This window comes from Muricauda sp. SCSIO 65647 (assembly GCF_021534965.1).
Classification (GTDB): domain Bacteria; phylum Bacteroidota; class Bacteroidia; order Flavobacteriales; family Flavobacteriaceae; genus Flagellimonas_A.
The window spans coordinates 1,271,177-1,297,948 of record NZ_CP091037.1 but is presented as its reverse complement, the minus strand read 5'-3'; the positions used below and the strand labels follow the sequence as shown (position 1 = coordinate 1,297,948).

The 26,772-nt window shown below is 44.5% G+C and carries 30 protein-coding genes; 4 read left to right on the top strand and 26 right to left on the bottom strand.

Annotation, left to right across the window (positions count from 1 at the left end):
* Window positions 1–4: 4 nt before the first annotated feature.
* The 4 genes from pdeM to L0P89_RS05680 form a co-directional block, all read right to left on the bottom strand.
* The gene (gene pdeM / locus L0P89_RS05695) at window positions 5–637 is read right to left on the bottom strand and encodes a ligase-associated DNA damage response endonuclease PdeM (RefSeq protein ID WP_235267442.1); all 633 of its coding nucleotides are present in this window, start codon (window positions 635–637) and stop codon (window positions 5–7) included.
* Window positions 634–3,093, bottom strand: a complete 2,460-nt coding sequence (locus L0P89_RS05690) for a ligase-associated DNA damage response DEXH box helicase (protein ID WP_235267441.1) — start codon at window positions 3,091–3,093, stop codon at window positions 634–636. The genes pdeM and L0P89_RS05690 overlap by 4 nt, the downstream gene beginning before the upstream one ends.
* A gap of 93 nt (window positions 3,094–3,186) precedes the next feature.
* Window positions 3,187–4,797, bottom strand: a complete 1,611-nt coding sequence (locus tag L0P89_RS05685; protein ID WP_235267440.1) for an ATP-dependent DNA ligase — start codon at window positions 4,795–4,797, stop codon at window positions 3,187–3,189.
* On the bottom strand, window positions 4,794–5,822 hold the full coding sequence (locus tag L0P89_RS05680; RefSeq protein ID WP_235267439.1) for a ligase-associated DNA damage response exonuclease: 1,029 nt from the start codon (window positions 5,820–5,822) through the stop codon (window positions 4,794–4,796). Before L0P89_RS05680 ends, L0P89_RS05685 begins: the two co-directional genes overlap by 4 nt.
* 88 nt (window positions 5,823–5,910) lie before the next feature.
* Between L0P89_RS05680 and L0P89_RS05675 the strand changes: the two genes are divergently transcribed.
* Window positions 5,911–6,333, top strand: a complete 423-nt coding sequence (locus tag L0P89_RS05675; RefSeq protein ID WP_235267438.1) for a TerB family tellurite resistance protein — start codon at window positions 5,911–5,913, stop codon at window positions 6,331–6,333.
* On the opposite strand, the gene fbp is transcribed toward L0P89_RS05675, so the two are convergent.
* Complete coding sequence (gene fbp, locus L0P89_RS05670) at window positions 6,334–7,338, bottom strand: class 1 fructose-bisphosphatase (RefSeq protein ID WP_235267437.1); 1,005 nt, start codon at window positions 7,336–7,338, stop codon at window positions 6,334–6,336.
* 112 nt (window positions 7,339–7,450) lie between these two features.
* On the opposite strand from fbp, the gene L0P89_RS05665 reads away from it, so the two are divergent.
* From L0P89_RS05665 to L0P89_RS05655, 3 genes are all read left to right on the top strand, one after another.
* A complete protein-coding gene (locus L0P89_RS05665) occupies window positions 7,451–7,930 on the top strand; it encodes a GNAT family N-acetyltransferase (protein WP_235267436.1) in 480 nt (159 codons plus the stop codon).
* Complete coding sequence (locus L0P89_RS05660) at window positions 7,927–9,177, top strand: aspartate kinase (protein WP_235267435.1); 1,251 nt, start codon at window positions 7,927–7,929, stop codon at window positions 9,175–9,177. Before L0P89_RS05665 ends, L0P89_RS05660 begins: the two co-directional genes overlap by 4 nt.
* A 63-nt stretch (window positions 9,178–9,240) precedes the next feature.
* Window positions 9,241–11,070, top strand: coding sequence for a GNAT family N-acyltransferase (locus L0P89_RS05655; protein ID WP_235267434.1), 1,830 nt, complete (start codon window positions 9,241–9,243; stop codon window positions 11,068–11,070).
* Here the strand turns inward: L0P89_RS05655 and L0P89_RS05650 are convergent, their stop codons facing one another.
* From L0P89_RS05650 to L0P89_RS05550, 21 genes are all read right to left on the bottom strand, one after another.
* Window positions 11,071–11,496: an arsenate reductase ArsC gene (locus L0P89_RS05650; RefSeq protein WP_235267433.1), complete on the bottom strand. Its 426-nt coding sequence runs from the start codon at window positions 11,494–11,496 to the stop codon at window positions 11,071–11,073. It abuts the gene before it with no gap.
* A gap of 55 nt (window positions 11,497–11,551) precedes the next feature.
* Window positions 11,552–12,046: a GNAT family N-acetyltransferase gene (locus L0P89_RS05645; protein WP_235267432.1), complete on the bottom strand. Its 495-nt coding sequence runs from the start codon at window positions 12,044–12,046 to the stop codon at window positions 11,552–11,554.
* A 12-nt stretch (window positions 12,047–12,058) separates the two neighbouring features.
* Window positions 12,059–12,547, bottom strand: coding sequence for a DUF6428 family protein (locus tag L0P89_RS05640; RefSeq protein WP_235267431.1), 489 nt, complete (start codon window positions 12,545–12,547; stop codon window positions 12,059–12,061).
* Between the two features lie 28 nt (window positions 12,548–12,575).
* Window positions 12,576–12,899 carry a helix-turn-helix transcriptional regulator gene (locus tag L0P89_RS05635; protein ID WP_235267430.1) on the bottom strand — a complete coding sequence of 108 codons (324 nt, stop codon included), beginning with the start codon at window positions 12,897–12,899 and terminating at the stop codon, window positions 12,576–12,578.
* A 78-nt stretch (window positions 12,900–12,977) separates the two neighbouring features.
* Window positions 12,978–13,412 carry a TM2 domain-containing protein gene (locus tag L0P89_RS05630; protein ID WP_235267429.1) on the bottom strand — a complete coding sequence of 145 codons (435 nt, stop codon included), beginning with the start codon at window positions 13,410–13,412 and terminating at the stop codon, window positions 12,978–12,980.
* 79 nt (window positions 13,413–13,491) lie between these two features.
* Complete coding sequence (locus tag L0P89_RS05625; protein WP_235267428.1) at window positions 13,492–13,722, bottom strand: ferredoxin; 231 nt, start codon at window positions 13,720–13,722, stop codon at window positions 13,492–13,494.
* On the bottom strand, window positions 13,722–14,966 hold the full coding sequence (locus L0P89_RS05620) for a peptidase U32 family protein (RefSeq protein ID WP_235267427.1): 1,245 nt from the start codon (window positions 14,964–14,966) through the stop codon (window positions 13,722–13,724). The genes L0P89_RS05625 and L0P89_RS05620 overlap by 1 nt, the downstream gene beginning before the upstream one ends.
* A 68-nt stretch (window positions 14,967–15,034) precedes the next feature.
* On the bottom strand, window positions 15,035–15,427 hold the full coding sequence (locus L0P89_RS05615; RefSeq protein WP_235267426.1) for a VOC family protein: 393 nt from the start codon (window positions 15,425–15,427) through the stop codon (window positions 15,035–15,037).
* A 2-nt stretch (window positions 15,428–15,429) separates the two neighbouring features.
* Entirely contained in the window at window positions 15,430–15,885 is a 456-nt protein-coding gene (locus L0P89_RS05610; RefSeq protein WP_235267425.1) for a DUF1801 domain-containing protein, read from the bottom strand.
* 7 nt (window positions 15,886–15,892) lie between these two features.
* Window positions 15,893–16,399, bottom strand: coding sequence for a DUF4199 domain-containing protein (locus tag L0P89_RS05605; protein WP_235267424.1), 507 nt, complete (start codon window positions 16,397–16,399; stop codon window positions 15,893–15,895).
* A 98-nt stretch (window positions 16,400–16,497) separates the two neighbouring features.
* A complete protein-coding gene (locus tag L0P89_RS16995) occupies window positions 16,498–16,914 on the bottom strand; it encodes a response regulator transcription factor (RefSeq protein ID WP_313790943.1) in 417 nt (138 codons plus the stop codon).
* Window positions 16,915–16,923: 9 nt separating this feature from the next.
* Complete coding sequence (locus tag L0P89_RS05595) at window positions 16,924–17,856, bottom strand: 2-hydroxyacid dehydrogenase (protein WP_235267423.1); 933 nt, start codon at window positions 17,854–17,856, stop codon at window positions 16,924–16,926.
* Window positions 17,853–18,218, bottom strand: a complete 366-nt coding sequence (locus tag L0P89_RS05590; protein WP_235267422.1) for a cupin domain-containing protein — start codon at window positions 18,216–18,218, stop codon at window positions 17,853–17,855. Before L0P89_RS05590 ends, L0P89_RS05595 begins: the two co-directional genes overlap by 4 nt.
* Window positions 18,219–18,232: 14 nt before the next feature.
* On the bottom strand, window positions 18,233–19,585 hold the full coding sequence (mgtE, locus tag L0P89_RS05585; protein WP_235267421.1) for a magnesium transporter: 1,353 nt from the start codon (window positions 19,583–19,585) through the stop codon (window positions 18,233–18,235).
* Window positions 19,572–20,396, bottom strand: coding sequence for a 16S rRNA (adenine(1518)-N(6)/adenine(1519)-N(6))-dimethyltransferase RsmA (gene rsmA, locus L0P89_RS05580; RefSeq protein WP_235267420.1), 825 nt, complete (start codon window positions 20,394–20,396; stop codon window positions 19,572–19,574). Before rsmA ends, mgtE begins: the two co-directional genes overlap by 14 nt.
* Window positions 20,397–20,412: 16 nt before the next feature.
* Window positions 20,413–20,730 (bottom strand): gamma-glutamylcyclotransferase family protein, encoded by a 318-nt coding sequence (locus L0P89_RS05575; protein ID WP_235267419.1) that lies wholly within the window; start codon window positions 20,728–20,730, stop codon window positions 20,413–20,415.
* Complete coding sequence (locus L0P89_RS05570; RefSeq protein ID WP_235267418.1) at window positions 20,727–21,044, bottom strand: DUF4286 family protein; 318 nt, start codon at window positions 21,042–21,044, stop codon at window positions 20,727–20,729. Before L0P89_RS05570 ends, L0P89_RS05575 begins: the two co-directional genes overlap by 4 nt.
* A gap of 30 nt (window positions 21,045–21,074) precedes the next feature.
* Window positions 21,075–22,859, bottom strand: coding sequence for a tetratricopeptide repeat protein (locus L0P89_RS05565; RefSeq protein WP_235267417.1), 1,785 nt, complete (start codon window positions 22,857–22,859; stop codon window positions 21,075–21,077).
* Between the two features lie 239 nt (window positions 22,860–23,098).
* Window positions 23,099–24,370, bottom strand: a complete 1,272-nt coding sequence (serS, locus tag L0P89_RS05560) for a serine--tRNA ligase (RefSeq protein ID WP_235267416.1) — start codon at window positions 24,368–24,370, stop codon at window positions 23,099–23,101.
* Between the two features lie 52 nt (window positions 24,371–24,422).
* Entirely contained in the window at window positions 24,423–25,739 is a 1,317-nt protein-coding gene (locus tag L0P89_RS05555; RefSeq protein WP_235267415.1) for an HTTM domain-containing protein, read from the bottom strand.
* A 3-nt stretch (window positions 25,740–25,742) separates the two neighbouring features.
* Window positions 25,743–26,681, bottom strand: coding sequence for a bifunctional riboflavin kinase/FAD synthetase (locus L0P89_RS05550; protein ID WP_235267414.1), 939 nt, complete (start codon window positions 26,679–26,681; stop codon window positions 25,743–25,745).
* Window positions 26,682–26,772 lie beyond the last annotated feature (91 nt).

Genomic DNA, 26,772 nt, shown 5'->3' with positions numbered 1-26,772 from the left:
AAAACTAGATTTTGACCACTTCGTTCTCTACGATGACAAAAATTTCATCTTCTTTTTTTGGGGTCAGCGCATGTGAGCCCGTAAATTCTCCAAAAGCGGGAAGGATCATTTGATTTTGGGTCTTAAAGAAACAGGGTAGGCGTAGCCTTTGTCTCCCGAAACCCTTCAATCGCACCGCTGGGTGAATGTGCCCGCAGAAATTGAAAAGGGTATCGCGCTCGATGGGGTGATGGGTCAAAAGAAAGTTTTCCACGATCAATTCTTCAAAGATTTCAATCCCCAAAGCTTCAAATTCCTCTGGGGCGATAATATCGTGATTGCCGGCTACCAAGACAATTTTTGAAGGGGTTTTGGCCACCCAATTTTCAAAAAGCTGCCATTCTTTGTTCAAGGAAGAATGGAACAGATCGCCGAGAAAACATACCTGAAAGGGCTGAAATGCCGATACAAGCCTATCCAATAACAAAAAGTTCTGGTGTACGGCCTTTCTGGGCACAGCCGCCCCAAATTTTCGAAAATGGCCCACTTTGCCCAAGTGTACGTCACTGACCAGCAACAAGGATCTTTCGGTCCAAAAAACACCGCCCAACGGGTGGAGAATGAATTCTTGGTCCTGTATTTTGATGGTTTGGTTCATTTCATCAATATCTTGGTCATGCGCTTGATACGGTCGGCCAATTTTTCGTTGGAGAGTTTCTCGCGCAATCGGTCGGTAATCAAGGGAAAAGAGAAAGGGGTGGGCCTTTCACACTGTTTCCAGATGATGTTTTGTTGGTTGATGCGTTCCAAGGCGATTCGAAGACGGCCTTCTTCCAATTGGTGCTCAAAGGTTTCTGTAAAGGCCTGTTGAAAGAGCAGGTTGTCGGGCTCATAGTCGCGAAAGACATCGAACAGCAATTGTGAACTGCTCTGTAGGTGCTTCATTTTTACTCCTTTTTCAGGATAGCCCGTAAACACCATACCGCTGATAACGGCAATGTCGCGAAATTTACGTCTGGCCATTTCGTTCGAGTTCAAACTTTTTTGTAGGTCGGATAGCATATAATCGATGGTGAACAGATCATTGTCCAATACGGCCTGTATGTCGATTGGCTTGTCTGACAGCATTTCAAAACCATAGTCATTAAAGGCCAGCGAACAGGTGATGGGTGACAGTAAACCGATTCGGTATGATAGCAGACTGCTCATCGCTTCATGTACGGCCCGCCCCTCGAACGGATAAAAAATATGGTGGTAGCCATCTCGCGACTTAAAGGTTTCGATAAGAAATTCAGATGGACTCGGAACAATGCTTTCCTCTCGTTGTTTGTCAAAAATATGTTTTAAGGATTTTAGTTCTTTGCTCAGGTTCTCATTTTTTGAGGCCTTGTACAGTTCTTCTCGCAACAAGGCGGACATCTGTGAAGAAAAACTAAGGCGGCCGCCTGCCCATGCGGGCACTTTGTTGGTGCGCTTGTTCGAATTGCGTACCTGTACCTTCATTCCACGAATTCGAATGAACTCAAGATTACGACCTGCAAAGACAAAGACATCACCTGCATTCAGTTTAGATACAAAAGACTCTTCGATAGAACCGATATAGCCTCCTTTTTGATACACTACCGATAGACTGGCATCGCCCACGATGGTGCCGATTTGAAATCGATGGCGCATGGCCACCCCACGGTCATTGACCTTGAACAGGCCGTCGGCCCCTACCTCTACCTTTTTGTATTCATCATAGCTTTTCAGGCTTTGGCTGCCCATGACCAAAAAGTTGAGCAGCCACTGCCATTGGTCTTCGGTAATGCCCTGATAGCAGAACGTTTGTTTGATTTCAGGATAGATTTCCTCAGGATAAAACCCTTCGGAAACCGCCAAGGTGGTCAAGTACTGGATGAGCACATCAAAACTGTTCAAAAAGGGCAATCGATCTTCGACCGCATTTTTCTTCACGGCCATCTGTAGGGCCGATGCCTCGATCAATTCAATGGCGTGGGTCGGCAAAAAATAGATGACACTCTCTTTGCCGGGTCTATGTCCGCTACGCCCTGCCCGTTGCAGAAAACGGGCCACTCCTTTGGGTCCGCCGATCTGTATAACGGTTTCGACAGGAGCGAAATCAACCCCCAGATCCAGACTGGAAGTGCAGACGACCGCCTTCAAACTTTCATTGCGAATGGCCTGCTCTACCCACAGGCGGGTCTCTTTGTTGATACTGCCATGGTGCATGGCCATCTCGCCAGCAAACTCAGGATATTTCTCCAAGATTTTTTGGAACCATATCTCACATTGGCTTCGGGTGTTGGTGAAAAGTAAAGTGGTTCTGCTGTTTTTGATGATGGGTACGACCTCGTTCAAAAGATGTAGGCCCAAATGCCCCCGCCATGGAAATGTTTCCATGGTCATGGGAATGATGCTCTTGACCGTTATTTTTTTGTTCAGTTGTGCCTTGACCAAAACGGAGTTTTGGTATGCCTCGGTTCCGGGCCCCAAGAGCACTTGCCGTGCTTGCTCTAAATTGCCGATGGTGGCCGAAATGCCCCAAATGCGGAGGTCATTACAAATGGTCTTTAAGCGCGAAAGGCCCAATTCCATCTGCACGCCCCTTTTACTGCCCAAAAGCTCGTGCCACTCGTCGACCACTATTGCCGAACAATTTTTGAATGTCTTTGGATAGTCTTTTGACGCCAAGAGCAATTGTAGGCTTTCGGGGGTGGTGATGAGCAGATCGGGCATGGTAGTACGTTGTCGTGCCCGCTCTTTTGATGAAGTGTCCCCGGTACGGATGCCCACCGTCATGGGCAGTTCCAAATCATTGACGATACGCTCGGCCGATTGCTTGATCTCTTGTGAAAGTGCCCGTAGCGGTGTGATCCAAACCGCTTTGAGTCCCTTTTTGTGCTTGGTGGCATGGTCAGGATGGTTTTTGATGTAGTTCAATACGATCGGAAACCAAAGTGCATACGTCTTGCCACTGCCCGTTGGGGCATTGAGCAGCCCATGTTTGCCGTTCAAAAAATGTTTCCACGTCTCTTTTTGAAAAGCAAAGGGTTTCCAGCCTTGTCGTTCAAACCATATGGCCGCAATTTCAAAAAGTTGTTTTTTGGTCATGTGCATTTTACCAATGATTGGAAAACAACCACCTCTTTCTCCCGAAGCGCTCCGCTTTCGGGATTCATTCTCCTCCTTTGAAAAGGAGGAGAGCTATGGGATCATCATTTTGATATCTTCGATACTGTTCGCTTCTTCAATCTTTTTGTCCTTCCGCCATCGCAAAATACGGGGAAATCTTGTCGCCACCCCACTCTTGTGTCTTTTTGAAAGGGCAATGCCCTCAAAGGCAATTTCAAATACATGATGGGGGGTTACACTCCGTACAGGTCCGAACCGTTCTAACGTATTCTTTTTGATCCAAGCATCCACTTCACGAAACTCGGCATCGGTCAATCCTGAGTAGGCCTTGGCAAAGGTGACCAATTCTCTTTCGCCATTTTCATTTTCGCTCCATAGTGCAAAAGTATAATCGGTAAAGAGATTACTGCGACGACCATGGCCGCGCATGGCATAGGTGAGCACGGCATCGATGGTGAGGGGATCTACCTTCCATTTCCACCAATCGCCCTTTTTGCGGCCTACGAGATAGGGCGAGTCATTGCGTTTGAGCATAAGGCCTTCGCTTCTTTTTTCCCTGGATTTTTCGCGCTCTTCGACCATAGTTTTCCAAGAGTTGAACCGCATGCGTTCAGAAAGCATGAGTGAGATTTCAAATTTGCTTGAAATGACAACTTCACCATGGAGTTTTTCCAATAATTCCCTGCGCTGAAAATAGGGTTTTTGCCGAATGTCTTTTCCTTGCCACTCCAACAGGTCATAGGCCTTTAATACGACAGGTGTTTTTTTCAATAGGGATTTGGAGATGGTCTTTCTGCCAATGCGTGTTTGCAAATCATTAAAAGAGCCAATATTTCCGTTGGGATAGGAAAGTATCTCCCCATCGAGCACCGTGCCATTGGGAACGATGCCAACGAATTTTTCGAATTCGGGATATTTATCGGTGACCAATTCTTCACCGCGGCTCCAAACAAAAAGTTCATTATTGCGGATAATGACCTGCGCGCGAATACCATCCCATTTGTGTTCAACAGACCAGTCTTTTACATTGCCCAAGCCTTCGACGTCATCATCGAGGGCATAGGCAAGGTAAAACGGATAGGGTTTGCTCAAAAAGTCACTTTCCCTCTCTTCCAGAATCAAGGCTTGAAATGTAATGCTATGGGGGTTCCAGTTGCCCATGAGCTTGTAGGCGAGAATATCCTCATCAATTTCTGTGGCTTTTGAAAGGGCACGGGTCATTAGTTTTTGGCTCACCCCAATACGAAAGCCGCCTGTGATGAGTTTGGTGAAAACAAAACGCTCATAGTAGTCCATCCGCTGCCAATTGTCGAAGAGGTACTTCTTTTTTTCTTCTTCTGGTTTTTGTTTGAGGGCCAACATCTCTTCCAGAAACTGGGTCAATGATTTGTTTGCGGATTTTTCTTTTTCAGGAACCACCAAAGCAATGGTCTCGGCCAAGTCACCCACGATATGGTAACTTTCCTCGAACAACCATATGGGTATGTTTGCCAGTTCGGCTGCCCATTCGCGGAGCAGGGTCGTATTGACCGGTCGTGGAGGGCGACGGTGTGAGAGAATGGCGATGGTCCACACCTTGTCCTTGTCATCGGCAGCCTTAAAATAATCAGCCAAGGCCTGTACCTTGATATTGGTTTTATTGGTGCTGTCAAAGGTTTTGATGAGTCGGGCAAAAGCTTTCATTCGGCCTGGGTTTTCACGGTTTCTGAAGAGCCGGTTTCTGCCAATTCACCCTCATATTGGGTTTCTTCAGTGCGTGCATCATAGCCCAGCTCTCGAAGATATCTTGAGAAGATTTCGGTGTAACCGTGTGTACAGATGACCCTCTCGGCCCCTGTTGATTTTATCGCCTCTAGCAACCCTGACCAATCGCAATGGTCGCTGAGCACAAAGCCCTTATCTATTGCACGTCTTCGTCTGGCTCCTCGAAAGGCCATCCAACCGCTGGCCGAGGCGGTGACATAGGGCACCATTTTTCGGATCCAGTTACTGCCATGGGCACTGGGCGGGGCGATGACCATATTGCCCTTGATATCTTCTTTCTTGGTGTCGCGGGTAATCAGTTCCGTTTTTGGAAAATCAGCCAAAGGTCGCAGCACTTCGGTCATGTTCTCTATGGCCCCATGGGTATAGATTTTTCCGATGGATGGGTCAAGATGCTTTAGCAAACGCTGTGCTTTACCTAGAGAATACCCAAAGAGTACCGAGGTTTGCCCATTGGCCTTATTGGTGGCCCACCATTCATTGATATCGCTGATGACCTGTTCTTGGGGCATCCATAAAAAGGCAGGGAGCCCAAACGTACATTCGGTAATAAAAGTGTGGCATTTCACGGTTTCATAAGGGGTGGCCAGACCATCGTTCTCCAATTTATAATCGCCGGTAAAGACCCAGACCTCACCTTTGTGTTCGACCCGGATCTGTGATGAACCGATGATATGGCCCGCTGGATGCAGGCTGAACTTCACACCATTGACGGTAAAGGCTTCACCCCAATCTTTTCCAATGATCGAAACATTGCCCAAGCGATGTTTTACAATGGGAAGATTGCGATGATGGGTGATGTATCGCTTATGGCCCGAGCGGCTATGGTCGGCATGACCGTGCGAAATGATGGCCTTATCGACGGGTTTCCAAGGGTCAAGATAGACATTGGCCTCCTGACAATAAATACCACGATCTGTAAATTGAAGCAAGGGAGCTTTCATAGCAGGGTCAAAATACAAATTTCTTTTGTCGATAAGTGTATGCGCTTTCTGCTTTAAGAATTATATTTGCGCAGCTAAAAAGTAAGATATGCCTGTAACTGATTGGTACGAGCACGGAGAGAAACGCAGAGAGTTGGCCCACTTCGCCACGTTGTGCAGTCTAGCTGCCGTAGATGGGGAGATCAACCCCCATGAAAAGGCCATTTTAGATAAGTTTGCCTTCAAACTTAACATCACCGAGGCCGAGTACAAAGAAATCATGAAAAAGGAGAACAAATACCCAATCGAGACTCCCCATAGCGGTGAAAAACGACTCAAGCGTTTGTTCGATTTCTTTCAGATCATTTTTTCAGATAATGTAATGGATGATGTAGAACGAAAAATGGTCGAAAAATATGCTATTGGGCTGGGCTTTCCTTTGAAAAAAGCGGAAGAGATCATTGAGAAATCCATCAATATTTTTACAGGTAAAATTGATTTTGAGGATTACCAATATTTATTGAAAAAATAACTAGGCCTGCTGCATAAACTCCTCGGCCTTTTCGACCATTTTCTTACTGCCGCAGAAAAACGGTACCCGTTGGTGCAGTTCGCTGGGCTGAATGTCCAATATACGTTGAAAACCATCACTGGCTTTTCCGTCGGCCTGCTCGGCCAAAAAGGCCATAGGGTTACATTCGTAAAGTAGGCGCAACTTTCCCGCCTCGGCCATACTACTTTTTGGGTACATATAAATGCCCCCTTTGATCATGTTTCTGTGAAAATCCGAAACCAATGAACCGATGTATCGTGAGGTGTAGGGGCGATCGCCCTCTTCTTTTTGGCAATATTTGATATAGTCTTTCACCCCTTGGGGAAAGTGGATGTAGTTGCCCTCGTTCACCGAATAGATCTTGCCCGTCTCAGGAAACTGCATATTTGGATGTGAGAGGTAAAAAGTACCGATGGCAGGATTCAACGTAAAGCCGTTTACGCCATGGCCCGTGGTATAGACCAACATGGTAGAGGTACCATAAATGATATATCCGGCGGCCACTTGGTTTTTACCGGGTTGTAAAAAATCTTCAAGAGTGACAGGGGTACCCACGGGGGTCATTCTTCGATAAACCGAGAAAATGGTACCTACCGATACATTGACATCGATATTGGAAGAACCGTCCAATGGATCGATCAAGACCACATATTTGTTCTGATGCTGTTCATCTTGGCTGTTTATACTGATGAAGTCATCTTCTTCTTCTGAAGCGATACCACACACAATTTCCCTGTTCTTCAAGGTCTGGATGAATTTTTCGTTGGCCAATACATCCAGTTTTTGTTGGTCTTCGCCCTGTACATTGGTATCGCCCGCTTGCCCAAGAATATCAACAAGCCCTGCTTTGTTGACTCCATGATTGACCACTTTGGCGGCTAGTCTGATGGCATTGATCAATTTAGAAAGTTCACCTGTTGAGTATTGAAATTCTGATTGGTTTTCAATGATAAACTCGCCAAGTGTCTTGTTTTTCTTTTGCATTGGGGCCAAGCTGTTTTATTTAGATGCAAATATCGGCTATTTTGTGATACTATAACGTTTTCGAAAGGTTATCATTTCTGTAATTTATAACTTCGTGTTTTATTTGTAACAAATGACTATTGAGATTCGTGATGCCAGACCAGAAGATATGCCTGCCGTGTTACGGTTGGTAAAAGAATTGGCAACTTTTGAGAAAGAACCTGAGGCTGTTGAAGTAACTGAAACGGATTTGGTACGTGACGGATTTGGAGAAAAAAAGCGGTTTCATTGTTTTGTTGCTGAATCACAAGATGAGGTTGTTGGACTCGCATTGGTATATCCGCGATACTCTACATGGAAAGGTCCGGTCGTTCATCTTGAAGATCTGATCGTTACCGAAAAGGCCAGGGGGCAGGGGGTCGGCTCGACACTTTTGGCCACTGTGGTAAAATACGGCCATGATTTGGGCGTTAAACGTATCAGTTGGGAAGTGCTGGATTGGAACGAGCCCGCCATCAAGTTTTATGAGTCAAATGGGGCGGTGGTGATGCGCGATTGGGATGTGGTTCAGCTAGATGAGAACGGAATAGAAAATTATCTAAACAATATATGAGGATATTTAAGTTTGGGGGTGCTTCCGTGAAGGATGCACGGGGAGTCAAAAACTTAGTGCATGTACTTAACGAAGTAGGCCATGATGATACCTTGATCGTGATTTCGGCAATGGGCAAGATTACCAATGCCATGGAAAAAGTGGTCGATGCCTATTTTGAGAATAAGAACGGAATCAACGGTGCACTTCATGAGGTTTATGACTATCACCATAAGGTGCTGATCGACCTTTTTGAGAATGAAAAACATCCTATTTTTAATCAGGTCAAGATGCTCTTTGAAGAGGTAAAGGGCTTTTTGATGTGGAACAAATCACCCAAGCACAGTTTTGTGTACGATCAAGTGGTGGGTTATGGAGAACTGGTCTCGACAACCATTGTGAGTGCTTACTTAAATGAAACCGGACTCAAAAACACATGGCTTGATGTACGTAACCTGATCAAGACCGATAATTCATATCGCGATGCGCAGGTCAATTGGGAACGTACCCAAGAAGCCGTTCAAAAGCATGTTGATACCAAAAAACTGAACATCACCCAAGGTTTTTTGGGCAGTGATGATAATAACTTCACCACCACATTGGGGCGTGAGGGTTCTGACTATACGGCGGCCATCTTGGCCTACTGCTTGAATGCTTCTTCAGTGACCATTTGGAAAGATGTACCCGGGGTACTCAATGCCGACCCACGCAATTTTGAAGAAACACAATTGTTGCACCAAATTTCATATCGAGAGGCCATAGAATTGGCTTTTTACGGAGCCTCGGTCATCCATCCCAAGACATTGCAACCGCTACAGCGCAAAGAGATTCCCCTGCACGTAAAATCTTTTTTAAAGCCAAAGGAATCGGGCACTGTGGTGGGTAAGGGAGTAGAGATTTCGCCCGAAGTACCCTGTTTCATCGTTAAGAAAGACCAAGTTTTGATAAAACTCTCTTCGTTGGATTTTTCTTTTATCGTCGAGAATAACATCAGCGAAATCTTCAAGTTATTGCATGACCACCGAATGAAAGTCGATTTGATTCAAAATTCGGCCATCAGTTTTTCGGTCTGTCTCGACAATAAGTTTTCAGGTCTTGAGAGCTTGTTGAACGAGCTGAAGAAAAAATTCAAAGTGGTCTGCCATGAAGATGTGTCGCTCTATACCATACGACATTTCAATGAAGAGGCAGTCGAAACGTTATTGAACGGGCATACCGTATTGGTTGAGCAAAGGGGAAAGCAAACGGTTCAACTGGTGGTGAAGTAGTGTTGTTCTATAAGGTCGATTGCTGTATTTTTCTATATTTACGCCTACCTAACTGATGAATTTATGGGGTTGGTCACGGCGAAAGAGGTTGCAAAGGTCATAAAACTAGACAAATACGGCTTTTTGGGCACTTTTGCGGGATGGGTGTTGATGGCACTCACTAAGATATCATCGATCAATCGTTTTTATGATCGCCACAAGGGTTTGGATGGACCTGCCTTTCTCGATGAAATTCTAGAACATTACGAAATTCAGTTCGAAATACCCGAAGAAGACTATAAACGCTTGCCCAAAACAGGACCCTTCATCACCATTTCAAATCATCCGCTTGGGGGTATTGACGGCGTGTTGTTGTTGAAGTTGTTATTGCAAGAGCATACCGATTATAAGATCATAGCAAATTTTTTGCTGCACCGCATCGAGCCCCTGAAGCCGTATATCATGCCCGTGAATCCGTTTGAAAACCACAAAGATGCGAAAAGCAGTGTGATGGGGTTCAAAACGGCATTGAAGCATCTGCGAGAGGGGCATCCGTTGGGCATTTTTCCTGCGGGCGAAGTATCTACTTATAAAGATGGTAAACTGGTCGTTGATAGACCGTGGGAAGAAGCGGCCATCAAATTGATCCGTAAGGCCGAAGTACCTGTAGTGCCCATTTATTTTCATGCCAAGAACAGTCGGTTGTTTTACCGATTATCCAAGATCAATGATGTATTCAGAACGGCCAAACTGCCCTCTGAACTGACTTCACAACGAAGAAGGCCGATCAATGTACGTATAGGGCAACCTATTTCGGTAGCGCACCAAAGAGAGGAAGAGACGCTTGAAGACTTTGCTGAGCTGTTGAGAAAAAAGACGTATCTGCTGGCCAATGTTTTTGAAAAAGAACGTTTGATCGATAAGGTGCCCACGACTCTAAAGATCCCCAAACCGCCAAAAAAAGTGGCCACTGCCGTGCGTACCGAGGTGCTTCAGGGTGAAATCGAGAAATTGCGTGAGAAAGACCTTAGGCTATTGCAGAGCAAGAACTATGAAGTGTATCTGGCCCAAGAAAAGGATATGCCCTTTCTTTTAAAGGAGATAGGGCGTCAACGTGAAATCACCTTTCGAGAGGTGGGTGAGGGCACCAATAATGCCATCGACCTTGATAAGTTTGATGCTTTTTATCACCACCTTTTTCTTTGGGATGATGACGAAAAAGAAGTTGTTGGGGCCTACAGAATGGGGCTGGGCGCAGAGATTTTTCATAAGTATGGAATAGATGGATTCTATCTTCAAGACCTTTTTCGTTTTGAGCCAGAGCTTTTTCCGATGATGGAAAAGTCGATTGAAATGGGCAGGGCCTATATCATCAAAGAATACCAGCAAAAACCGATGCCGCTCTTTTTGCTCTGGAAGGGAATCGTGCACACCACCCTTCGTTTTCCCGAACATAAATATTTGATCGGTGGGGTAAGTATCAGTAACCAATTCTCGAATTTCTCAAAGTCGTTGATGATCGAATTCATGAAATCGCATTACTGGGATCCCTATGTGGCGCAGTACGTTCGACCCAAAAACGAATTCAAGGTCAAGCTCAAAGATGCCGACAAAGAATTTGTGTTTGATGAGACAAAGGCCGACCTTAACAAGTTCGACAAGTTGATAGAAGAGGTTGAGCCGGGTAGTCTTCGACTGCCTGTCTTGATCAAGAAGTATATCAAACAGAACGCAAAAGTGGTCGCGTTCAATGAGGACCCATTGTTCAATAATTCGGTTGATGGGCTTATGTATATCAAAATTGCCGATTTGCCCGAAAGTACGGTGAAACCCGTTATGGAAGAGTTTCAGGCCGAACTCGAACGAAAAATGTCCGAAGGGGGTTCTGTGGCAAGCTCTTCTGAAGAAGAGTAATCAACCATTTACCAGCTCTTCCTTTACGAAAGTCTCGCAGAATTCCTTGATTTCATTCCGTGTTTTCAAAAAGGCAGCATGTACCTCATCTTCAGTGCCTTTCACCTTTGAAGGGTCTGAAAAATTATGATGTAATCGTTGTGCGTTCTTGGCCGGAATAAAGGGACAATTTTCTTTTGCATGGTCGCAGACGGTAATAATATGATCCCATTCAATGCCCTCGTACTCATCTACGTGGTTAGAGGTGTGGTGCGATATGTCGATGCCATCTTCCTTCATGATAGATACCGCACCGGGGTTCAGGCCATGGGTCTCAATACCAGCGCTATAGACATTGGCCAAATCTTTTTGGTAGTATTCAAGGTAACCGTGTGCCATTTGGCTGCGGCATGAATTTCCGGTACAGAGTACCAATACATTTTTCATTGCGTCTTTTTCAGTCGTTATTATTAAGTTCTTGTTTGACGGGGAATACACTTTTTTAATCAATACCCACCGTTTTACTCCGCCTTTCAAAAAGTAGGTTGTCTTTCCAGATACCATTTAACGTTTTTCCAATACGCTCCCGCTTCCCTAAAAAACGAAATCCCAACTTTTCATGCAGTTTGATGCTGGCCTCGTTTTCAGGGAAAATCCCCGATTGCAACGTCCAATACCCTTCGGCCTCACTGCCAATAATGAGTTCTTGCAACAACAATTTGCCAATGCCGTGGCCTCTACTATCTTTCCCTACATAAACACTTACTTCACCGACACCGCCATAGACACACCGACTTGATACGGGCGATAGCGCGGCCCAACCCACTACATTGCCTTCTTGTTCGGCTATCAACCGGCAGCTATCGGTATGGGAAGCATTCCAGCTTCCATAATCGGGTACCTCGCTTTCAAAGGTTGCAAGACCGGTGGCGATACCCTCTGCATAGATTTGTGCGACCGATGGCCAATCTTTTTTGGTCATTTTGCGTATGGTCATACTCAAATACCATTAGCAGCACCCAACACCGGGGGCACAACATGCTTCGCTTTCAACAGCTGTTTTCTCTGTAACCCCACAGGTTTCCTTTGCCTTACAATCCGTTTTTTCTACCGATAACTTCAAAATAAGCGAAGTGTCGTTTTGAACGGCCTCTTCAACGAACAATTGGGCCGTATGAAAGTGTGCGTTGCCATACTCGAATTTGATTTCGGTATCCAGTACCATTGGTTTCATACGGTTTACCTTGTTCAAGATACCCAATGCCTTTAAAGTAGACATGAATGAAACGTTATCTTTTTCTTTCGGGCTCTCCCACAACTGTACCACTGTTTCCTTCCAGCTATCGGTTCTTGCGCCACAATCGACAGATTCTATGGTAATATTTTTCACTTCCGTGATATGGTAGTTGGCGCCAACAAGCTGGTTGGGCAGATATTCAAAACGCAGATCTTTGTTTTGGTGCGCTTTGAGCAATTCTAGAAATTCACCTGTTTTCATTTGTTGTTGTTTAATGTTTTTAAATCGGTCAACAGCAATTTTGGTTGATATTTGTAAAGAACGCATTAAAGCTATTTTGAAGTTCTTGCCATCGTTCTTCATTGATGCAGTAACAAAGGTTCTTGCCTTCAAAAGATCCCTTTAGCAGTCCTATTTTTTTTATCTCGTTAAGGTGTTGTGATATGGTGGGCTGCGCCAAACCTATTTCATCGACCAGATCGGTACATATGCACCCTTCTTGTTTGCTGATGTACTGCAATATGGCAATTCGGGCAGGATGTGCCAATACTTTGGCAATTTGTGCCATTTCGTTTTGTGCCGACGAGAAAATATGCGTTTTGGTGACTCCCATTTAAAATTTAATATTGCAATATTACGATAATAATATTAAAAATAAAAGGTCAGCGTGTTTTTTCTGACCTTTTTTTCTTTAGAACCAAGGTTTTTTGCCCACCTGGTATGTGTTGTAAAACTCCTCATCTGATTTGGTCAGGTAGACGATACCTTCTATCAAACCGATAAGTCCGGGTATATATATAAGAAAGGCAAAAATGACCGTACAGGCCAAAATGATCGATATAAGACTAAGCCCGAGAAGTATAAAGCCTTCTTTATTGTAGCCCAAGATAAACTTGTGTACCCCCAACCAGCCGACCAATATGGCCGTAATGCCAGCGAGTATTTTTTTATTGTCCCCACCAGCATTTTTCAAGCCCTCGGTGAATTCACTGGCGGTTTTTTTGGCTTCCTCTTTAAAATCGCCGGCAGCTTCCTTGGCGTCTTCGGCCGCTTCACCTGCAGCTTCTTTTGCTTTGTCAAAGGCTTCTTCGGCCTTATCGCCCAAATCTTTGTTTTCTTCTGACATAATTTTAATTTGTTGGTTGTACAAGCTTAAATGTAGCAAATTTTTTTGATACATAACAGGGTGCACAACATAGTTTGCCTTACACTAACTTGGTGCTAATGATCTTTACAGGACACGCTTTTTGGGCTTCTTTACAGGAATCGTATATTGAGTCATCAGTAGATTTAAGCGTATGAAACCCTTTTTTCTCTACGGCGTGCAGTAAGACACTCTTGCCATCATTGCGCGCCATTTGAAAATGCGTCGGTGCCAATTCTACACAGTAATTGCAACCTATACATTTTTTACGCTGTAAGGTGACCACTACCATTAGGTGTTGTTAACTATTTTGTACAGTTTGTCAGAGGGGCGTATGCGAAAGTCTAACGGAATGGTACACGAATCGTTCTTGGTTGCCTTTTCCCTTTTTTCATCATTGACCAGCATTTGGGTGAGCACAAATTCTTGCGCACCCGTGGTTGGCCCTGTGATCAATACGGTATCACCTATCTTTAGATCATAGGCCTCTATTTTGAACTCACCGATTTTTGCCTTGGGAAAATAATGTTGTCCCTTACCTAAATAGACTTTTTTTTGTGTGGCCTTAGACCCATCCACATCACTCCATTCCCCTAATTTTTGGCCTAGATAGTAGCCGCTCCAAAATTCACGGTTGTATACTTTTTTCAATTCTCCCATCCAGTGGGCCACTTTAGCTTGATCGTAGGTCCCCGCAGCATGTGCGTCAATGGCTTCCCTATATGTCTTTATGACCTTGGCCACATATTCAGGGGCACGGCCGCGTCCTTCAATTTTGAGCACTTTTACTCCCGAGGCAATGACCTGGTCCAAAAAATCCAATGTACATAAATCCTTGGGAGACATCATATATTCATTGTCCAGTTCGATTTCAAAACCGGTATCTTGGTCGATGACCGTATATTTTTTTCGGCAGTTTTGTTTGCATGCCCCCCTGTTGGCCGAAGAATTATGGGAATGTAAGCTCAAATAACATTTGCCGGAAACCGCCATACAAAGTGCCCCATGCCCAAAGATTTCGATCTCGACCAAATTGCCCGACGGCCCTCTAACATCTTCTTTTTCAATTTGGGCCACTATTTTTTTTACCTGTCTTAGGCTTAATTCCCTGCTCAGAACCATGGTGTCGGCAAATAGCGCATAGAATTTGACCGTTTCTATATTGGTGATATTGATCTGGGTAGAGATGTGCACCTCCATGTCAATCTGGCGCGCATAGGCAATCACCGCTTGATCCATTGCGATCACCGCAGTGATCTGTGCGGCCTTGGCGGCCTTGAGAATAGTCTTGATCAGTGATAGGTCATGGTCGTAGATAATGGTATTCAAGGTAAGGTAAGTACGTACGCTTCTGGCCTTACAACGTGTTGCGATCTCTTTGAGGTCATTCAGGCCAAAATTGATGTTGGAACGCGCCCTCATGTTCAATTGCTCCACCCCAAAGTAGACAGAATCCGCACCGTTGTCCAAAGCTGCTTGGAGCGATTCAAAATTACCCGCAGGTGCCATGAGCTCGATTTTTCCCGTTGCCGTCATCTTTTGATTTTTCGTTCGGCTAAATTACAAAATGACGGGCAATGGGCTAAGCATAGTAGTGTTGTTGCTTACTGATCCAAAAAGGCTTTATCAACAGGCTCCCAAAGCTCTATTTTGTTGCCTTCGGGATCCATGATCCAACCAAACTTTCCATAATCGTATTCTTCGACTTCACCCACTATGGTCACCCCTTCCTTTTCAAGTACCGACAACAGTTCTTTTAGGTTTTCGACCCTGAAGTTCATCATGAACTGCTTTTCACTGGGCTTGAAATAGGTCGTATCTTCTTTGAACGGCCCCCATTGGGTCATACAATCGTTTCCTTCTTGGTCTTTCCACCAAAAACTACAACCATATTGATCGGTGTTCAGCCCCAAGTGGGTCTTGTACCAATTTTTGATCTTATCGGGGTCTTTGGTCTTGAAGAAAAATCCACCAAGACCGGTCACTCTTTTTTTCATTTTTATCTTTTAATGTTCTTTTCATATAGGCTTACCCAATCATCTACCGTTATTTTTTGGGAGAGCTGGGCGATGAGCCCGTAGGGAATGTCATCCATCTTTTTAAAGCGGATACAGCTCTTGCCCATATCCAATTTTGTTTTTGCTTGTTTGGGATATTCGGCAATGAACCAATCCAAGAGTTTTTTGTCGGCATAAATGCCTGCATGGTATAACGCTACATAGTTCTTTTGCGAAGCAATGTTGATGAACGGAAGCGGTAGTTTTGGGTCGCAGTGGTACCCAGAAGGATAAACCGAATGGGGCACGTAAAACCCGATCATTTTATAGTTTATTCCTTCCTCAAAGCCTCTTGGGAGGTTGTTTTTTATGGTTTCCCGTAACTTGGCTATCGGTTCTTTTCGGTCGTCGGGTACTTTGGAAATGTATTCTTCAACGGTTTGGGCATCTATGGTCATGGTATTGTTAGTTACGTTGCAAAATCAATGATGAAATTAAAGATATGATAAAGCCAATGACAAAAACGGTCATTCCCATGATCAAGAAGCTAAAAATGGGATTCATGAATAGTTCTTTCTCTGCTTCCAGTTCGGCCACTTTTGCCTCATACTCGTTGGCCGGCAAGGTTGTTCGCAGCTGTGCTATGGAGCGATCATAATAGTCATCCATAAATTCTGGATTTAGATATTCAACATAAATGACATCTAGAACACCAAAGACCAAAGCGGTGATCAAGCTGATCAATACCCCTATGGCCAAGGCTTTGGAAAAACTAACCCTACCATTGTTCTCCCTATCTCGAAAGTGTTTGATCCCGAAGAACACAAAACTAAGCGATACTACCATCGAGATATAGCCTATGACCTCTTGCAGGCTATAGCTAAGGCCATTTCCCATGAACCAAGCCAAAAGAAACAAGACGCAAATGGTGATTCCACCGTAAAGACCGTACCGTAATACTGTTTTTTTCATTTTTTGTTTAAAGGTTTGGTTCAAAACTAGTTGGAGAAACCTTGACAGCATTCATACTAAAGTACCAAAAAGCCGGTACTTTCGTCTGAAACCCCTGATCAAGGGGTTATAATGTGTAGTTCTTTGGCCCTTTGGATGGCCTGGGTGCGCCTTTTTGCGTTTAATTTCACAAAAAGATTTGAAACATGGGTTTTGATCGTGCTTTCAGAAATGAAAAGTTTTTTTCCAATTTCTTTGTTCGAGAGGCCGTGTGAAATTTCAATCAAGACTTGATATTCGCGTTGGCTAATGCCCAATTCCTTAATTTTTTTGGTGTCGATTTGTTGCGGGGCCATCTCTTTTGGCGCTGCTGTTTTACGGTTTAGGTAAAACCCTAAAAAAAGAAATACTATGGCGATTATGGCAATGATAAGCTCAACGGCCATATTGCCCCTGATAAATGAATACTTGCCCAATTGAAATAAGATGAGTAGGGCTACAATAAGGGCCGAAAAGACAAAGATGGTCTTCTTCACCCTATAAATTTAACAAAAACGCTCTTTGATTTTATCGACTATGGTCTGAGCCAGTTTTTCTTTGCTCTCGACCGTCCAACCCGCGACATGTGGGGTCATGAGCACATTGGGGGCCTTTCTCAGGTATTTGAGTGCTTTTGGTTTTTTGGTGAACCAATTTTCAAATGACTTCTTTTCGTATTCCAACACATCCAGTCCGGCACCGAGTACTTTTCCAGATTTTAGGGCTTTCGCCAAATCTTTGGTCACCACGCATTTGCCCCGGGCCGTGTTCAATAGCCAAAATGGTTTGTGAAAGGCTTCTATAAATTCGGTATTGACCATGCCCAATGTCAATTCGGTCTGGGGAACATGCAAACTGATGACATCGGATTTTTGTCTGAGCTCTAAAATACCCACTTGGCGGGCATTGTCATCACCCACACCGCCAATGATATCATAACAAATGACCTCAACGTCAAAACCCGTCAATTTCTGTGCAAAGGCCTTGCCCATATTGCCATAACCGATAATGCCAATGGTCTTGCCCTCGAGCTCTACCCCACGGTTGCCTTCACGGTCCCAAATGCCTTTTCGCACCTCGCGGTGCGCCTTGTTCAACTTGTTTGTCAATGAGAGCAACATGCCCAAGGTATGTTCGCCAACCGCATTTCGATTGCCTTCGGGGGCATTGGCCAAAAAAATATCTTTTTGCTTGGCATACCTGACATAGATGTTTTCCATACCTGCCCCAACACGGCCAATGAACTTTAGGTTTGAGGCCTTGTCAAGAAATTGTTCATCGATGGTGATGCGGCTTCTTATAATAATGCCATCGTACAAGTGTATTTTCTTCTCGATCTCTTGTTTTGAAGAAGAATAGTCTTCATGGTTTTCAAAACCCAGTTCGGCCAATTGTTCGAGAAGTAATGGATGGTTGGTATCTAGATGTAGGACCTTCATATTTTCGGATAGACCGTTTTGGTTTTTTCGTGTTTTATGTTTCCTGTATGGGCAGTGGTCAGCTTTTCGAAGAGCAGTACCTGTACTTCTTCATCATTTTTTGTCATGGGGTTATGCTCGACCCCTTTTGGCACGACAATGATCTCACCTTCCCTGACCACTTCGGTACGGTCTCTGAACTGCATATATAAAGTGCCTTTGATAACCTGAAAAAGCTCATCTTCATGTTCATGGGCATGCCAGACAAATTCACCTTTCAGCTTTGCCAATAACACTTGCATATCATCGACGACCGCTATTTGGTGAGGGTGCCATAATGCCTCAAACGCTGTGTGTTTTTCTTTAAGGTTGATGGGCTTCATGAGTGGAGTGAAAATTAAATACCGAGAATCAGTTTGGCTATCCAGAAATATATCAAGATACCAAAAATATCATTGCTAGTGGTGATGAAAGGGCCCGTGGCAATCGCAGGGTCAATACTTCGTTTATGCAAGAACAACGGAATAAAGGTACCGATAAGGCCGGCCACCACGATGACGACAACCAATGAAAGCGAAATGGCGACGGCCGTATCAAAGGTGCCTTTCCATATCCAGGTGAACAGTAACAACAGTGCGGCGAGAATCAGTCCATTTAACAAGGCCAAGAGCATTTCTTTCACCAAACGGTTTCCGATACTCCCCTTTAAATCGTCATTCGCCAGGCCCTGTACGATAATGGCACTCGATTGCACCCCAACGTTACCGGCCATGGCGGCTATCAACGGCGTAAAGTAAAAAAGAATGGCATGCCTGCTTATCATTTCTTCAAAACCTCCCATAATGGCCGCGGCTCCCAAGCCGCCCAGTAAACCCAATATGAGCCAGGGTAACCGTGCACGGGTGAGTTCCCAGATACTGTCGTCAGCTTCGACATCTTGTGAGATACCCGCTGCCAATTGATAATCTTTTTCGGCTTCATCACGAATGACATCGACGATATCGTCAATGGTGATTCGACCCACCAGACGACCTATTTCATCTACAACGGGTATGGCTTCTAGGTCATATTTCTGCATGATCTTGGCCACTTCTTCGGGTTTCTCGCTCACATTCACCGAATCTACTTTGGGAATGTAAACATCTCGAATGTGTGTTGTTGTTGATGCGGTCAGCAGGTCTTTTAGAGACAATCGCCCCTTTAGTTTTTCTTCATCGTCAACCACGTAAATAGAATGCACCCGGGTCACGTTCTCGGCCTGTTTTCTCATTTCGCCGACGCAGTTGAGCACCGTCCAGTTTTCGTTCACCTTGACCAGCTCTTTGGCCATCAGTCCACCGGCAGAGTTTTCATCATAGCGCAAAAGATCTACGATATCTTTGGCGTGTTCTTTGTCTTCGATTTCAGAGATGACCTCTTGCACGATCTCTTGGGGCAGTTCACCAACGATGTCTGCGGCATCATCGGTGTCCAATTCCTCAAGTTCTTCAGCGATTTCTTTGGCCGAAAGATTGTTCAGAACCGCTTCACGAACGTCTTCGTCCATTTCGGTGAGCACGTCTGAGGTCTTTTCGCTGTCAAGCAGTTTGATGAGATAGGTGGCCTCTTCGGTATTCAGCTCATCCGCAATCTCGGCCACATCGGCATAATGAAATTCTTTCATCATTGACCGAAGCCCCTGATTTTCGTTGTTGTCGATCAATTGCTTGATCTGTTCTAACAGCTCATCTGTGAGTTTAAACGGAGTCATTGCCTATCTTCTTCACCAACGCCGTGAAGTCAGCTACCGATAGCTGTTCAGGGCGCCGGTCAAAGATAGCATCTTCTTTTAGATAATCTGAGAGGCCCAAACTTTTTAGGCTGTTGCGCAAGGTTTTTCGCCTTTGGTTGAAAGCGGTCTTTACCACTCGTTGAAACAAAGCTTCGTTGCATTCAAGATGGTATGGGTTCTTTCTTGTGAGTCGTATGACACCGGATTCTACCTTTGGTGGCGGATGAAAAACATGTGGCGGCACGGTGAACAGGTATTCGGCATTGTAATAGGCTTGTGTCAGTACCGAAAGTATACCATAGGTTTTGCTGCCTTCTTTGGCACAGATGCGCTGTGCCACCTCTTTTTGAAACATTCCGGAGAACTCGGGGACTTGTGAACGTATTTGCAAGGTCTTAAAAACGATTTGGCTCGAAATGTTGTATGGGAAGTTTCCGATTATGGCAAATTGTTGGTCGTTAAAAAGTTCTTTCAGGTCGTGTTTCAGAAAATCGGCCCCAACTATCGTGAAATCATTGTTCTTTTGGTCTTGGGCAAACTTTTGGCCGAGGTATTGAATCGATTCTGAATCGACATCCATGGCCACCAAATCAATGTCTTTTAGTAAAAGGTATTTGGTCAGTATACCGGTACCAGGGCCAATTTCAAGAACTTTTCTATAATTTTCAAAGGAAAGGGTGCCCGCAATTTTTTCTGCAATGGCCTCATCTTTCAGAAAATGTTGGCCAAGATACTTTTTAGGCCTTACGGAAGACTTTTTGTGGCTGTTCTTGACAGCGTCTTTGGGCATCTATTTTTATTGTTTTCTAATTGAGACCGTATATATATACCCAAGCCATCAGCCCAGATTTTAATTTGGCCTTGATTCTTGTGGTATTGAACTGTTTCTCGTATTCATCTAAATGAAAAAGATCCACGAACGAAATGTTGTACAGGGTTCCCCCGACTTGATCATGGGGTTTTGCCGATCTGGTGGCAAACGGCTCTTCGAAACCTTCTACCCCAATCATTTTAAACCCTGAAAGAATGTCTTTTTTGCCGGTAATTTTCCTTCCCAAAATTTCTAGTTGTCTTTCGCTGGTCTGCATATCGCAATAACAGAAATAGCGTTGCGTGGTCATCATATTGATTGTTCATTTATGAGTTCGAGTTCTGTTCTGAAGGCCACAAATTTGTTTGCAAACCGTGTTACACCCTCATTGCGCAATCTATCTGCATCTTCTTTATAGTAACTCGATAAGGTGTCCTTGTCTTTTGAAGTGTATTGAATGGAATAGGTGGTGCCGCCCATTTCTTCATCGACCATCACACGGCACATTTTGGCAGCAGTGAACTTGCCGGTGGCCAGCATATCAGGAATGTGTTCATCACGCATCCAATCAAGCCATTGGTCGTGTACGCTGTCGTCGATATTGATGGTTACGTTATAGATATACATTCCATAGAAATTAACTGTCCGGGGGAAGTGTCAGTTAATGGAATCGCCCCTTAAAATACGAAAATTTTTACGAGCCTGTGGAAAATAATAGCTGTCTTCAAAGCTATAGATAATTTTCTCATAATGGGGCTTTGCCTTTTCAGGACTATCCAGCTTTTTTCGGTATAGCTCGGCCAAGGCAAAATGGGCGTCATCGGCCAAAATGTCTTGGGAGTAGAATTCCACGATTTTTTGGTAATTGAAACGGGCCTTTTCGTATTGCTTCTTCTTCTCATGAAGTTGGGCCTGTCTCAAAAGGGCCTCGTCCTCGATTTTTTCGCCCTTGTGGTTTTGTAGAATATCTTCCAAAACTTCAATTGCGGCATCAGTCTTGTTTTGGTAGGCCAACAAATCGGCACGGGCATATTTTTTCAGGGCGGTCTGGGTAGAATCTTCAAGTGAGTTATCTGAAATCAAAAGGCTCAATTGCATGGCGTCATTGGCGATCAATTGGGAAGTTGAGCTGCGCAATACCTTCAATTGGGTCAGTGCCCAATCAAAATCACCTTTATAAAAGCTGGTCTGCGCCACCTTAAAACGGGCCTCTTGGCCCAGAACGTCATTTTTGAGGCTTTTTTGCACTTGCGTGAAGTAAATGAGCGCCTCATTGAAACGTCGGTCAAATACCAAAATGTTGCCCAGGGCCAATTTTAGGTTGGCTCCGGGAAATCTCCCCAAAGCAGTTGCAAGACTCTTCTTTAATACATCAATGGCCGGTTCGGGGGTCTCGCGTCTAAAAGTCAAAAAATTGGCATAGGCAATCTGAAGCGCAATGGTCTGGTTTTGGTAACCATATTGGTCAAGAAGATCCTGATAGCGTTTGTCGATATCTTCAAGATCTTTTTTCGATGCGTTGACAAGGTCGATTTCCACTAGGTTCAATTCGGCATTCAGTTTGGCAGAGGGGTCTTCGGTATTCTTGAGTACAAAGACATAAATATCCCCTGCCGTATCAAAATCCTCTTCTTCAAGGGCTATGTTTCCCAAATACTGAAGACGTTCAACTGAGTTTGTCTCTGAACGTTTATAAATGGCCCTTTCTTGGGCAAAGGCACTTTGATATTGCCGTTGTTGAACAAACAACCAACTGAGCATTTCGTTCCAGAGTATATCAGGGTTCTTTTGCGCTTTGGTGAGCAATATTTGGCGCAGCTTCATATTGTTCTCGTCTTGTGCGTCTTCAGAGATGAAACCGTCGATATACCGCAGTACATTTGAGAGCGATGATTTGCCCAACCGTATTAAATTAAGATAGGCCTCGAACATATGGTCAATTTCGCCCTTTTCACCATAGATTCGCGCCAATTGAAAATCATAGTTCAGGTCGGGCTTCAAGGCCATGGCCCGTGTGTAGGCGTTTATGGCCTCATCTAAAAGGGCATATTGTTGAAAACGCGCCCCTATGCTATGACCATAATTAGGGTTCTCGTCAATTTTTCTAATGGCCATATCATAGTAATGGTCTGCCTTCTCATGTTGGTTTTGGAGGGTATAGTTATAGCCCAGCTCTATAAAAAAAGTGGGAAAGGCATAGCTTTGCTCGATTTTTTTCAATAAGAATTCTTCTGCCTCCCCATAACGTTCCAATTGCTGGTAGCAGGCTACAAGACCTTCGGCATAATCGGTTCTCCGTGGATTTTTCTTGACCAACTTTTCATAAAAAACCACGGCCTTTTTGTAATCTCCATCATTGAAATACTGTTTTGCCAAAAAGTCTTCTTGAGCATTGGCAGTAGTGAAAAACAGTAAAAAAGTAACGAAATAAATCAATCGCATTGCTCAAAGATAATGGAGAAAAAGATGGTTTTCTGTTAAGGGCATGTTTAAAAACCTTGTTGCAAGAACCAATATCTCGCTAACCATCCTTCGGCATCGCCCTATACAGGTCGCTCTGCATACTGCTCATCGTCTATCTTGATAAACTTCTCAAACCATTGCTTTGCCCGAGCCACGGGGTATTGATGCTTAGCGCATATTCTTTTTAGACATGCCCTAACCAATTCTCAAAAAAGCGATCAATCGATAATCTCAAAACCACAATAAGGTACCAACACTTCGGGAATTTTGATTCCCTTGTCGGTTTGGTAGTTTTCCAAAATCCCTGCTAAGAGGCGGGGCAGGGCCAAGGCGCTGCCGTTCAGGGTATGAGTCAATTGGTTTTTGTTGTTTTCATCTTTGTAGCGAAGTTTAAGACGATTCGCCTGATAGCTCTCAAAGTTTGAGACCGAGCTGATTTCAAGCCATCGATCCTGGGCCGTTGAAAAAACCTCAAAATCGTAGGTAAGGGCAGCTGTGAAGCCCAAATCACCGCCACAGAGCCTTAAAATTCGATACGGTAGTTTCAGTTCGTTTAGTAAACCCTTTACATGTTCGACCATTTCATTCAACGCTTCATAAGATTTTTCAGGATGTTCGACACGAACGATTTCTACCTTGTCAAATTGGTGCAATCGGTTAAGGCCCCGAACATGGGCACCATAACTGCCAGCCTCCCTTCTGAAACAGGGGGTGTAGCCCGTTAGTTTGATCGGAAAATCATTTTCAACTAAAATCTCATCACGAAGCATATTGGTGATTGGTACCTCTGCGGTCGGAATCAGATAAAGATCATCGGCCTGCACATGGTACATCTGCCCCTCTTTGTCGGGCAATTGCCCTGTGCCAAAACCAGAGGCCTCGTTCACCAATAGGGGTGGTTGTACCTCGGTATAGCCCGCTTCGGTATTCTTGTCCAAAAAATACGAGATCAGGGCACGTTGCAACTTGGCACCCTTGCCTTTGTAGATGGGAAAGCCCGAACCCGTCACTTTCACGCCCAGTTCAAAATCTATGAGGTCATACTCTTTGGCCAGTTCCCAATGGGGTAGTGCATCTTTTTGCAATTCGGGGATGTCACCTGCCGAAAAGGTCTCTTCATTGTCATCTTCTGAACTGCCTGCCGGCACTGATTCATGGGGAATATTCGGAATTTGGTACAATAGGTTTTTCAATTCTTCGGCCGTGTCGTTCAAGTCATCGGAAAGACTTTTTGATAGCTCTTTCAAACCTGCCGTTTTTTCCTTCAGGGCATTTGCTTCGGCCGCTTTGCCCGATTTAAAGAGCATACCGATTTCTTTAGACAGCTTGTTCGACGCTGCCAAGGTATTGTCAAGATCGGTCTGTAGGCCACGTCTTTTTTCATCCAAACGCAATATGCCGTCAAGCATGGCCTCTGCATCCAAGTTGCGCTTGGCCAAGGCTTTGACCATATCTTTTTTGTCTTCACGTATTCGCTGTAACTGTAGCATGAAATCGGTTTTGCTGGGCAAATTTACAGCAAAGTTGATCAAAGGGAAAGAATTAATCCCATCCAGAGGGCATTATCCATTCGTGGTGCGAGAAATGTTTCCACGGCACACTGGCCAAATCTACCTCGGGGTCGATGAACAATTGGTATTTTCGTTGGTTGACCTTGACCCGGCTATTGACAAAGACCGAGATATCCTCTCCTTTTTGAGCATGTTCTTTTTTCAGATATTGGGCAAATTGCCAAGTGAAATCAGGGTAACAGGCCACTTTTCGCTTCTGTTTTTTGGTCAGATACTCGTTAAGGTCAACAATGGTCTTCTCACCCGTTTCTTTGTTGACGACCTTTATCGTAAGAGAGCCCGAACGGGTTCTGAGCATCATGCGCCAGCTTAGTCGATGGCCTTCTTCCGTCCATAGCACATGGTCTTCAAAAAAATGATGGCGCAAGGGCAGGGCGACTTGTATGGCAAGATAAATGGCGGCAATCGTGACGATCGACCTATGTTTTTTTGGCTTTGGAAGTGCTGTCGGGATATCGATTTTCTTTTTCCGAAGGAAAATATTGCGAATGGTCTGTGGCGCAAAAAAGAATACGGTGAAGGCCAACGAGAGATAGGGGAAGATACCGATACGGAAAACATAGCTGTTGAACAGGTGAAAGAATATCGAAAAGCCAAATGCCCACTTTCGGGTGGGTTTCCAGAGCAGGGCGGGCACGACCAAGAGGTCAAAAAGAATGCCGAAAGCGGCCACACATTTATGCAGCCATTTTTCTTGCAACAGCTCCCCGATCAAAAAATACCCTTTTTTGCCCTTCATCAAAATCTCGATAATGCTGAAGTCAAGCCAATCGCCGTATAATTTTGCCACGGAGGCATAGGTATAGACAATGAACAATTGTGAGATGATGAACCATCTTATATAATTGGGCATGATGTTCGTTTGTGCCGAAGGGTTCAGTTTTGCATCTATCGAGGCGTCTCGGTGAGCAGGAAGAAATGCCATGATATAGGCCAAGAGCATCAAGAGATAATAGTGGTTGTTATACGAGGTTTTTTGCATGAGATATACCCCCGACCACAATACCGCGAAGGCAAACGCACTGACCCTATATTTAAGTCCCACCATCATCATGAGCCCCAAGGTGCCCATAATGGCAAAGTAGATGTACATACCATTGTCGGGTAAGGGCTGCAGCCATTCAAAACCGATAAAGTTAAAGGTAAATTTGGGTTCAATGAGCGTTCTTCTGACCCATCCGGTAGCGATGGCCCCATAACATTCAGCGGCTACCAAAAAACCATAGAATATGCGAAATACGACCAGTGGGGCATTGTCGATCGGTTTGAAGAGAAATTGTTTCACCACGGCCTAAGCGATTAACTTGAGAGCAACACTTTTATCTTTTTGTAACTGTTGGCGCAGTTCTTCAATTGTATCGAACTTGTGTTCGTCACGAATTCTTTCGAGAACATCGACCTGCAGCTTTTGCCCGTAGAGATTGTCATCGAAATCAAAGAAATGTACCTCAATGTTCTTTTCGGTGCCGCCATTTTTTTCTTTTGAGACGGTGGGATTATGTCCGATGTTCATCATGCCCAATACTTGTTTGCCGTCGATGTTGCTCTTGACCGCATAGGCCCCGTTTTTGGGAATCAACTTGAAGTTTTCGGCAATGACCAGATTGGCCGTGGGGAAACCCAGTTGTCGCCCCAGTTCTTTGCCTTTCTTGACCGTACCGGTGAGCATGTAGGCGTAGCCGAGATAGTTATTGGCCGTGGCCACATCGCCTACTGTCAGTGCTTTTCTGATCTTTGTGGAACTGACGGAGACATCGTCAATTTCTTGTGCGGGAATTTCCTCCACCTCAAAATCCAAGGTCTCTCCAAAAGCTTTAAGATCGTTGATGTTTGCATTTCGATTGCGGCCGAACCGGTGGTCATAGCCTATGACCACTTTCTTTGCCTTGAGTCCGTTTACAAGAATATCCCTTACAAAATCGGTCGCCGAGAGTCGTGAAAATTGTTTGGTGAAGGGGTGTACGATGAGATAGTCTAATCCCATCTTTGTCAGAATTTGGGTCTTTTCCTCCAAGGTGTTCAACAGTTTGATATCGGTGTCTTTTTGCAAGACCATCCTTGGATGTGGGAAAAAAGTAAGCACCGTTGACCTCAGGCCAGAATCTTTGGCATTGTTTGTGAGGCGTTCAAGTATCTTGCGGTGGCCAATGTGCACCCCATCAAAGGTGCCGATGGTGATAATGGTCTGATGCGATTTGTCGAAATTAGAAATACCTTGGACTGTTTCCACTGAACAAAAAGAATAAAAGGCTTATTTTTAGTGCTTGACGTTGCCCCTTTTTTGCATGAAAGCTAAGTTACATCTTGTTTTATCAATAACC